Source organism: Protofrankia sp. CiP1_Cm_nod2, assembly GCF_920664355.1.
Lineage (GTDB): Bacteria > Actinomycetota > Actinomycetes > Frankiales > Frankiaceae > Protofrankia.
In genome coordinates, this window is the sequence record NZ_CAKKTL010000254.1 from 1 (window position 1) to 7,118 (window position 7,118).

Below are 7,118 nucleotides of genomic sequence, written 5' to 3' on the forward strand. Positions count from 1 at the left end.
GTATAAGAGACAGCTCGGGCGAGCCGGCCGTCCGCCTCACCCCGGACCCCGCGCGCACCCCGGGCGCCGCGCCCACCCGTGCTGGACGCCGTGTGTGCCGCGGCCGTCGAGCAGGCCCGGGCCGCCGCGTTCGCCGAGGCCGGTGATCCCGGTCTGGTCGGTGAGCATCTCGGTGTCGAGGCCGACGGCGAACGGCTTGTCCTGCACCGTTTCGCCTGCCGGTCACGCGCCTACCCGAACTGGGTCTGGACGGTGGTGGTCACGCGCGCCGCGCGTATGCGCAAGGCCACCGTGGACGACGTGGTGCTGCTGCCCGGCGAGGGTGCGCTGACCGCCCCGCAGTGGGTGCCGTGGTCCCAGCGGCTGCGCCCCGGTGACGTCGGCGTCGGCGACCTGCTGCCGACCGCCGTGGACGACCCGCGCCTGACGCTGCGTCTCGGCGACGTCGAGGAGTTCGTCGACACCGACGCGTGGCACGAACTCGGCCTCGGCCGTCCGCGTCTGCTGTCAGTGACGGGTCGTGACGATGCGCTGGCCCGTTGGTATGCCGGTGAGTCCGGCCCGGAGGCGTCCATCGCCCGGGTCGCCCCCGCCGCCTGCCGGACCTGCGGTTTCCACGTGCGTCTCGCCGGCGCACTGGGGCAGGTGTTCGGGGTGTGCGCGAACGAGATGGCGCCGGACGACGGCCGGGTGACCGCGCTCGACCACGGCTGCGGCGCCCACTCGGAGGCGCTGGTGGCGCCGTCCGCGCACCCGGAGTCGATCGTGTACGACGACGACCCGGGCGACGCGGGGTCCGCCGACCTGGAGCTGGTCGGCGTCGCCGCGCATCCGCCGGGCTCGGTCCCGGACGATCCCGCCCAGGCCGCCCCAGCCTGGGACGCCGCCGGCCCGGAGCCCTACGGCCACTCCTGACGCGGCTCCCGGCTCTCCGTTCGGTTCCGCCTCTCTCTTGGCGGCCGATGGCGGTTTAGAAGCCGGAATGAAGCAGCCTGTGCACCTTGAGCCTTCCACGGGCCCGTGGCCTGCGAAGACGCTCCCGAGGATGTATGTGTTACTTTATTATGATTCCTGAGTGCCGAAGTCTGAGCGCCTCTCGAAACAGGAGATTATGAAGATCTCGAGAATGCCGACGAAAGTTGGCCGGAAGTGTTCTCGGAGTAGTTAGCACGTCGCGTGGCCTCTTGGCAAATTCCTTGAGCTGCCCGAGGATCCGATGAGGTGCGATAAGATTGAGCATTTCCGCGTAACGACTCATGACTGTCCGCGACCGACACTCTCCATAGCTGACACGCCCGGGAACTGACGATTCAACAAGAAGACGCGGGACCCCGCTAAGAAGACTGCTCCGACCAAAGATCAGCCTTAGAAAGGTTCCGCGTCCCGGTGAGTGTGACATATACGGCCGTGTTGCCATCACGCGAGGAAACCGTTGAGTTTCTGGAGGGTTTACTCGCCGCGGAACGCACCCGACGCGGCACCCACACCGATACCCGCGCGCTGATCCGCCACCAGCAAGCAGTCCTGATACTGCGCTGGTTCCTTGACAGCACGCGGTCACCGTCGTGCGTACGGATATATGAGCCGCGATCCATACCGCGCGCCTTCACATGGCATGGCTTGCGATCGGCGGGTATCTCGTCCACCCGTGCTACTACAACGGGTTGACCATCTACCTCGACGATATCGATCTCGGGTCGAATCGGCGGCTCAAGTTGGTCGGTACAAGCTGAGGCGAGATCGTTCGCGAGCTTCGACACGTCGGTCTCCACCGGCCGGAACCCCTTTGACTCGTCGAGTCCGAGGATCAGCAGGCCTCCTTGGGAGTTCGCGAAGGCCGACACGGTCTCGGCAGCCGATCTGGGCAGTCCTCCAGCGGATGCCTTCACTTCTACGGTTTGCAGGTCCGTACCGGCGCGCCGGAGGCGTACGAGTGCCTCGTCGAACTCGCTCTGGAGGCTCGTCATCACACTCCCATCTCACAACTTCAATCAGTCTACATACAAATTTTGGAGTCAAGCTTGGGTGATGGACTTGTGTGATGGAGGGCTGACAGTTGGACCTGTGGAGCGGGTAATGCCAGGAGCGTGGAACGCGGGCTGTGACGACCTGGGGGACTCAGCGCCAGATCTGGATCTGTCTGGAAACGGTGCCAGCGGCTGTCGGCGACGCCGGCCGGCTGGACGCAGTAGTGATCATGTCGGACATGGGCGCAGCCAGGCCCGGCGCCGCTGGAAAGCTGCGGATGGGGGTGACCTACCTTGGTCGAGGCTCACCAGTCAGGGCATCGTTGACCTGGCCCGATCGGGTTCGTCCTGGCGGGATGCCTGGGGCTGGCCGGGCTTGCGGGCGCTGGGCGGCTTCACCGGGAAGCGTCCGGGAAGATGGGTGGCGTGACCGGTACACCGACCGCACCCACCGTCCCGTCCACGCTACTTTCCGACGCTGTTGTGCCTGGCGCGACCGCGCAGCCCTACCATGAGCTCGGGCTTACTGACGACGAGTATGCCCGTATCGTCAGCACGCTCGGGCGCACGCCGTCCGACGCCGAGCTTGCCATGTACTCGGTGATGTGGAGCGAGCACTGTTCGTACAAGTCGTCCAAGGTGCACCTGCGCCAGTTCCGCGACACGCCCGCGGGTGACCGGCTGCTCGTCGGCATGGGCGAGAACGCCGGGGTGGTCGCGGTCGGCGAGGGGCTCGCCGTCACATTCAAGATCGAGTCGCACAACCACCCGAGCTTCGTCGAGCCGTACCAGGGCGCGGCGACCGGCGTCGGCGGGATCGTCCGCGACATCCTCACCATGGGCGCCCGGCCGGTCGCCGTCCTCGACCCGTTGCGCTTCGGGGACGCCGACGCCCCCGACACCGCCCGGGTGCTGCCCGGGGTGGTCGCGGGCATCGGCGGCTACGGCAACTGCCTCGGCCTGCCCACGATCGGCGGGGAGGTCGTCTTCGACCCGTCCTACCAGGGAAATCCGCTGGTCAACGCGCTGTGCGTCGGCGTGCTGCCGGTCGGCCGGGTGCAGACGTCGGCGGCGACCGGGGTCGGCAACGCGGTCGTCCTGCTCGGCGCCAAGACCGGCCGGGACGGCATCGGCGGCGTGTCCGTGCTGGCGTCGGCGACCTTCGACGAGGGCGGCGGGCCGGCGCGCCGGCCGTCCGTCCAGGTCGGCGACCCGTTCACCGAGAAGATCCTCATCGAGTGCTGCCTGGAGCTGTTCGACCGCGGCTTCGTCGTCGGCATCCAGGACCTCGGCGGGGCCGGGCTGACCTGCGCGCTGACCGAGACGACCGCGGCCGGGCTCGCCGCCGGCGGCCCCGGCGGGATGGCGGTCGACCTCGGTCTCGTCCCGCTGCGCGAGGCGTCGATGGCGCCGCACGAGATCCTCGCCAGCGAGTCCCAGGAGCGGATGCTCGCGATCGTCACCCCGGACGCGCTGCCCGAGGTGCTCGCGCTCGCCGAACGCTGGGGTGTGCTGGCCACCAGGATCGGGACGGTCACCGACAGCGGGCGCCTCGTCGTCCGCTGGCACGGTGAGGTCGTCGTCGACGTCCCGCCCGGCTCGCTCGCCGACGACGGGCCCGTCTACGACCGGCCGGTGCGCCGGCCGGCGGACCTCGACGCCCTGCGGCTGGACGACCCGGCGGCACTGCCGCGCCCGAGCACCGGGGACGAGCTGCGCGCCACCCTGCTGACCATGATCGCCTCGCCGAACCTGTGCTCGAAGGCGTGGGTGACCGACCAGTACGACCGGTACGTGCAGGCGAACACCGTGCTCGCGCAGCCCGAGGACGCCGGGGTGGTCAGGCTCTCGGAGGAGACGGGCCTCGGCATCGCGCTGGCCACGGACGGCAACGGTCGCTACACCCGGCTCGACCCGTTCGCGGGCGCGCAGCTCGCCCTGGCCGAGGCGTGCCGCAACGTGGCCGCGGCCGGGGCCACACCGATCGCGGTGACCAACTGCCTGAACTTCGGCTCCCCCGAGGACCCGGAGGTCATGTGGCAGTTCGCCGAGGCCTGCCGGGGCCTCGCGGACGCCTGCCGCCGGCTCGGTCTGCCGGTCACCGGCGGGAACGTGTCGTTCTACAACCAGACCGGCGCCACGCCGATCAACCCGACGCCGGTCGTCGGCGTCCTCGGCCTGTTCGACGACGTGGCCCGGCGGGTCCCGATCGGCTTCACGGACGAGGGTGACTCGCTGCTGCTGCTCGGGCGGACCCGGGAGGAGTTCGGCGGCTCAGAGTGGGCCTGGGTGACCCACCGTCACCTCGGCGGGCGCCCGCCCGCCGTCGACCTCGCGGCCGAGAAGCTGCTCGCCGAGATCCTGGTCGCCGGCTCCCGCGACGGGATGCTCACCGCGGCGCACGACCTCTCCGACGGCGGGCTGGCGCAGGCACTGGTCGAGTCCTGCCTGCGGGGCGGGCACGGCGCCCGGATCGTCTTCCCCCGGGACGCGGACCTGTTCACCGAGCTGTTCAGCGAGTCGGCGGGCCGCGCGGTGGTGGCCGTGGCCCGCTCCGAGGAACTGCGCTTCACCGACATGTGCGCCGCCCGCGGACTGCCGTGTCGGCGCATCGGCGTGGTCGACGGCGACACCCTCGAGGTCCAGGACGCCTTCACCGTCACCCTGGCCGACCTGCGAACCGCCCACACCTCCACCCTGCCCTCCCTGTTCACCACCCCCACCCCACCGGCCGCCGCGTAATCCCGCCGACAGCGACGTCCGCCGGTGCCGGCTGCCGGCTGCCGGCGGTGAAGATCGGCGTGAGTCTGTCGTTGTGTACGCCCAGCGGCCCGAAAACCGTACACAACGACAAACTCGCCCGGATCATGCTCCATCCGGATGCCCCAGGGCTCCCGGTGAGCGGATGCCGACCGGACGAGAGTTCGGCGAAGGACGACGGCCTGACGGAAAGATCTTGAAAAAGATTCGTTGAAGGGGCCTGGTGAAGGCGGAACAGGAACGTCCGGCCGCGGGGTTATGCGGGCTATGGTGATTCTTGGACCGATCGGTATCGCGGCTTCCGGGCTTTCGGCGGATCATCCCGAAGCCGAGATCGACATCGCGCGGGAGGCGGAAGCCCTCGGCTACTCGACGTTGTGGCTGCCGGGCGGCCAGGGCAACAACCTGCCCGTCATCAGCCGCGTCGTGCGCGCGACGGAGCATATTCAGGTGGCCAGCGGCATTCTCTCGGTGGACGTGGTGCCGGCGCGCGAGGTGGCTCAGGCATATGCGGATCTCGAGAAATCATCGCCCGGCAGGTTCGTCGTCGGCCTCGGTGGCGCGCACGGTGCCCGGCCGCTGCAAACGCTCAATTCCTACCTGGACGACCTCGACACCGAAGCCCCGGTGGTACCCGCGGCCGCACGAGTGCTCGCCGCGCTCGGCCCGGCGGTACTCGCCCTCGCCCGCGACCGTGCCGCAGGCGCCTATCCCTTCCTGGTCACCCCGGAGTACGTCGAGGGGGCGCGGGCGACGCTCGGCGCGGACTCGGCGCTGGCGGTGCTGCTGTCGGTCGTGCCCGAGACGGATCCCACCGCCGCACGGGCCGCGGCCGCCGAACCGCTGCGGTTCCTCGGCACCGTTCCCGGCTACCGGCGCAACCTCCTCCGGCAGGGGTTCACGGAACAACAGATCACGGACGTCGACGACCGGCTCGTCGACGCGGTGACCGCGTGGGGGAGCCTCGACACGATCGTCACCCGCGTCCGCGAGTACCACGCCGCCGGCGCTGACCAGGTCGTCCTGCGCATAACCGCCGGCAACGACCCGTTCGACGTCTGGCTCCGCCGTTTCGCCGAAGCGTTGCTCACCTGACGCGTCGCCGCCCTGGCCCGGCTGGTCCGGCCGGCTGGTCTGACCAGCCCCGGCCTGGCCGCCCGGCCGGTCAGCCGGTCGCGGCGGCGGGCTGGCGCCGGTGGGAGAGGACCGAGCGGAACATGGCCAGGCCGTCCGAGCCGGGGCCGGTCAGGGGCTCGACGGCGTGCTCGGGATGCGGCATCAGCCCGACGACCGTGCGTTGCGCGTTGCAGATGCCGGCGATGTCGGCGACCGATCCGTTCGGGTTCCCGCCGAGGTAGCGGGCGACGACCCGCCCCTCACCCTCGAGCTCGGCGAGCGTTCCCGGGCTTGCCACGTAGCGGCCCTCGCCATGCTTGACGGGGATGACCACCTCGTCGCCGGCGGTGTAGCCGGACGTCCACACGGTGGCGGCGTTCTCCACCCGCAGCGGCTGGTCCCGGCAGACGAAGTGCAGGCCGGCGTTGCGGGTGAGTGCCCCGGGCAGCAGCCCGGCCTCGCACAGCACCTGGAACCCGTTGCAGATGCCGAGGACGGGCAGCCCGTCGCGGGCCGCGTCCACGACCGCGCCGATGATCGGGGAGAAGCGCGCGATCGCGCCGGCGCGGAGATAGTCGCCGTAGGAGAAACCACCTGGCAGGACGACCGCGTCCAGCCCGGACAGGTCGGTGTCGCCGTGCCAGAGCGGGACAGCCTCGCCGCCGCCGAGGCGGACCGCGCGGGCGGCGTCCCGGTCGTCGAGCGAACCCGGGAACGTCACCACGCCGATCCGACGGGTGACCGCCGCCGCGTCGCCGGAGAGCTCGTGCTGGTCGATGCTCATGCAGCCTCTCTCGCCACGCTGTCGCCTTTCGCCGCGCTGTCGCTTCCCATCGCGCTGCCGCTTCGAGCCTATCGGTGATCACCTGGCTGTTCCGTGATCGCGGCCGCTCCTTCGGGAACCATCCGCCGTGTGCCCGGCCCAGTCCGGCCCAGCCCGGGCCTGTCCTGCCCGTCCTTCTCCTGCCCGCTCCTGCCCGGCCCAGCCCAGCCTGTCTCGTCCGGGCTGCCCCGTCCAGGCTGGACGGGCGGCCGGTGCTCCGTGCCGATGCCCGGGAGTGTCGGACGCGGGTACTAGCCTTGGCCTGTACCCACTGCCAGAGCGCCATCCGCCGAGCCCGAGGAGTACGTGATCGCCCGCCGACAGACCGCCCGTGTTCCTGTGCCGTCGCCCGCCGCGTCCGGTGCCGCCGTCGGCCTGCCCGCCGGTGGCGCGGCGCCCGGGGCCGGGGCGGGATCGGCCGCCTCCCGGCCGGGGCCGGGTGAGCTCCCGGC

The 7,118-nt window shown here is 70.8% G+C and carries 4 protein-coding genes and 2 pseudogenes; 4 read left to right on the plus strand and 2 right to left on the minus strand.

Annotation, left to right across the window (positions count from 1 at the left end):
• Nucleotides 1–78 precede the first annotated feature (78 nt).
• Nucleotides 79–915 carry a DUF3027 domain-containing protein gene (locus NBW84_RS20815; RefSeq protein ID WP_250286597.1) on the plus strand — a complete coding sequence of 279 codons (837 nt, stop codon included), beginning with the start codon at nucleotides 79–81 and terminating at the stop codon, nucleotides 913–915.
• A 471-nt stretch (nucleotides 916–1,386) separates the two neighbouring features.
• Nucleotides 1,387–1,557 (plus strand): annotated as a pseudogene (locus NBW84_RS20820) (IS5/IS1182 family transposase); the annotation flags it as partial.
• Nucleotides 1,558–1,610: 53 nt separating this feature from the next.
• Here the strand turns inward: NBW84_RS20820 and NBW84_RS20825 are convergent.
• Nucleotides 1,611–1,967 (minus strand): annotated as a pseudogene (locus tag NBW84_RS20825) (AlbA family DNA-binding domain-containing protein); the annotation flags it as partial.
• Nucleotides 1,968–2,384: 417 nt separating this feature from the next.
• Between NBW84_RS20825 and purL the strand changes: the two are divergent.
• Nucleotides 2,385–4,709, plus strand: a complete 2,325-nt coding sequence (gene purL, locus NBW84_RS20830) for a phosphoribosylformylglycinamidine synthase subunit PurL (protein ID WP_250286599.1) — start codon at nucleotides 2,385–2,387, stop codon at nucleotides 4,707–4,709.
• A 285-nt stretch (nucleotides 4,710–4,994) separates the two neighbouring features.
• Complete coding sequence (locus tag NBW84_RS20835; protein ID WP_250286601.1) at nucleotides 4,995–5,822, plus strand: TIGR03620 family F420-dependent LLM class oxidoreductase; 828 nt, start codon at nucleotides 4,995–4,997, stop codon at nucleotides 5,820–5,822.
• Between the two features lie 70 nt (nucleotides 5,823–5,892).
• Here NBW84_RS20835 and purQ read toward each other — a convergent pair whose 3' ends face one another.
• Nucleotides 5,893–6,627: a phosphoribosylformylglycinamidine synthase subunit PurQ gene (purQ, locus tag NBW84_RS20840; protein ID WP_250286603.1), complete on the minus strand. Its 735-nt coding sequence runs from the start codon at nucleotides 6,625–6,627 to the stop codon at nucleotides 5,893–5,895.
• Nucleotides 6,628–7,118 lie beyond the last annotated feature (491 nt).

What these genes read in the sequence shown, in the direction of transcription:
- purL (WP_250286599.1), top strand. Translation starts at nt 2,385, where the DNA reads ATGGGTGGCGTGACCGGTACACCGACCGCACCCACCGTCCCGTCCACG.
- NBW84_RS20835 (WP_250286601.1), top strand. Translation starts at nt 4,995, where the DNA reads ATGGTGATTCTTGGACCGATCGGTATCGCGGCTTCCGGGCTTTCGGCG.
- purQ (WP_250286603.1), bottom strand. Translation starts at nt 6,627, where the DNA reads ATGAGCATCGACCAGCACGAGCTCTCCGGCGACGCGGCGGCGGTCACC.